Annotated in this window: 2 protein-coding genes; both read right to left on the reverse strand. The window is 69.6% G+C overall.

Annotated elements, in window-relative coordinates; genetic code table 11:
* Positions 1-9: 9 nt before the first annotated feature.
* Positions 10-1,080 (reverse strand): UDP-N-acetylmuramate dehydrogenase, encoded by a 1,071-nt coding sequence (locus U9980_RS12975; protein ID WP_322768138.1) that lies wholly within the window; start codon positions 1,078-1,080, stop codon positions 10-12.
* A gap of 49 nt (positions 1,081-1,129) precedes the next feature.
* Positions 1,130-2,476, reverse strand: a complete 1,347-nt coding sequence (locus tag U9980_RS12980; RefSeq protein ID WP_322768139.1) for a hypothetical protein — start codon at positions 2,474-2,476, stop codon at positions 1,130-1,132.
* Positions 2,477-2,783: the final 307 nt, after the last annotated feature.

Here is a 2,783-nt window from a genome sequence, read left to right on the forward strand (position 1 = left end):
CGGCGTCACTTAGCTTCCGTGTGGGGAGAGCCGTGCGTAGGCCGGGAGATCGCCGAGCAGATCGGGCTCGGCCGTGAGGGTGATCCCGGTGGCCCGCTGGACTTGCTCCGCGACGGTGGCTGCCGCGTCAGCGAAGGATGCGGCGGTCGCCCCGTCGCCGGCTACGAGGGTGAAGTGTCTGGTCGAGATCCGGGCGCCAGTGGCGAGTCGCTGCCCGAGGGAGAAGCCTGCTGCGCCCATGAGCCAGCTGGCGCTAACGCGGGTCTTTCCGTCAGGGAAGTCGTTGACGGGAGCGCCCTCGCCGCGCAGATGGCGGGCAGTGTCTGCAGGAATGGACGGGCTGAGGAAGACGCTTCCCGCCGTGCGGCCGTCAGGGCCGCAGGAGTCGAGGATCATGCCTTTCTCATCCCGCACCTGCCGGATGGCCGCGACGGTCTCGTCCAGGAGGATCTGTTCGCCTAAGGGAACTCCTGCTGCATCGGCCACCGCGCGATAGGTAAGGGGAGGCCCGAGCTTGCTTGGCGTGAGGGCAAGCGTGACAGTGAGGATGGTCCAGCGCTTGGAGTGCTTGAAGACGCTGGTGCGGTGGCCGAGGCCGCAGTGGGCGGGAATCATCTCGGTCTCCTGGCCGGTGGTCCAGTCCCAGGCACGGATGTTGGCAAGGGTGTCGCTGACCTCTTGGCCGTAGGCGCCGACGTTCTGGACGGGGGTCGCCCCGACGGTCCCCGGGATGCCGGTCAGGCACTCAATCCCGGACAGCCCCTCGGCCACCATCTCGGCGACCAGGGCGTCCAGATCGTGGCCGGCCTGGACGGTGACCAGAACGCGGTCGCCGTCCTGGCTGTGGTCTAGGCGTACGCCTGTGGTGGCCATCCGGCCTACGAGGCCGGGGTAGCCGTCGTCGGCGGCCAGGAGGTTGCTGCCGGCCCCGATGACCCTTGGCGCGCTCCCGGCGCGACCGGCGGCGGCGACGAGTTCGGGGAAGTCGCCCGGGTCGTCGAGGACGGCCACTTCCCGGGCAGGGCCACCGAGGCGCAGCGTGGTCAGCGAGGCGAGTGGGACGTTCGTGGCCAGCCACATGAACGGGGTCTCCTCGTGCCCTCGGCGCGTGACCTTCAGCGCCACCAGGCTACGCGTGGATGCGATCCGCGACCCTGTCGGCGGCCTCGATGGCCTGGCTCGCCGTCGACGCGGCGAGGGCGGTGCGCAGCTCGGCGAGGCGGCTGCGGACGCGGCCAGAGTCTTGTCCGGCGATCAGGGCGAGTGCCTGATCGGTGGCCTGGACCGCGCCATCTGGCTGGCGGGTGAGCAGCATGGCTTGGGCGAGGGATACCCCGTGCAGCAGGCGGTTGCGCGGCTGACTGTGCCCGAACAGGCGCAGTCCGTCGTCCAACAGCGGGATGGCCTGCTCCGGCCGTCCCGCCTCCAGCCAGGAGCGGCCAGCGTCGGCGACGAGGACTGCCTCGGTCACCCAGTACATCCATGCGGGCGGTGGGACCGACGAAACGGCCTGTGTGCTGAGCAGGCTGGCGGCCTCGTCAAGCGCCTGCGCGCACTCAGCGGTCGAGCCGCTGGAAGCGTGGGCACGGGCCTCGCGGCTTGCGAGTAGCGCGGCGGTGACCGGGCTGGCGTGTCCTGCGGACCGTTGGCGGGCCATCCGGATCAGCCTGACGGCGTTCGCGGATGAGTTCATCCACAGCGCGAGGTAGCTGAGGCACGAGACGACTGCGGCGGCGAGTTCGGTGTCCGCGGCTGCGTGGGCGAATCGCAAGGCTGCTAAGAGGTAGCGCTGGCCGAACGCCTGCTGGCCCAGGTCTGTGGCCACCCATCCGGCGAGCTGAGCCAGCTGCGCCAGCACGCTGAACAGGGCAGTACCGGTCTCCTGGTCGTAGGAGGCGGTGCTGGCCAGGCTGGCGGTCCAGCGCAGGTCGTGCTTGATCCAGTCCAGCAGCATCGGCCCGCCCTGGACGTCGTCGAGATGCCGCAGTTGGCGGACGCGGTCGGCGAGCACGGTCACCATCTCGCCGTTGACCGCGTTGCCGTTCGCCCGCGATGGCTGCGCCGTTGTCGGGGCGGTGAACCAGTCGACCACGGGTGCGATCGCCATCGGGCCTGGTACGGGGAGTAGGAGGGATGCGGTAGGCCTGCTGATGAGGTCCGCGCAACGACCGGCTCCGTCGGCTGTCCATGGGAGGTTGAGCCCGGAGTGCGCGGAGATCGCGGTTGCCTGTGTCTGCGTGCCGGGCCAGAGCTGCCAGGGTGTGACGTGCTCGCCAAGTGCGCGGCTGAGCGTGAGCGCGGCCAGTTCTGGCAGGGTGCCTCGCGGGGTCCCGCCCTGCAGCCAGTGATAGGGGGCCTTCGGGCTGACGACCTGCTTGTTCGCCGTCTTGTTGATTTCCCGGGCCAGGCGCTCGGGTGCCCACTCCAGCCGTTCGAGGCATTCCCGCAGTAGCCCGGGTCCCGTGAATTCGCTCATCGCATTCCTCCCGGCAAGGCACCCCACGCCGCCGGCGTCATCGCCGACATCATCATCGACCTCGTCGCCACCATCGGCCGCCACATCCTGGACACCCTCATGCCCGACCGGCGCCTACGGGTCAACCCCCGCGTCGTCAAACGCGCGATCTCCACGTTCGTCGCCACAGGCACCCGCGTCCGAGCCCCAGCTACAAGGCCACCATCAACATCGACATCCTCGTACCCCAAAACCCTTGACAACCAGCCCTGCCGCCTAACCAAGCGGCTTTGCGGCTGACCCCGGCGCAGGTCGGTTCGACATGAGA

This window comes from Protofrankia sp. Cr1 (assembly GCF_963555865.1).
Classification (GTDB): domain Bacteria; phylum Actinomycetota; class Actinomycetes; order Frankiales; family Frankiaceae; genus Protofrankia.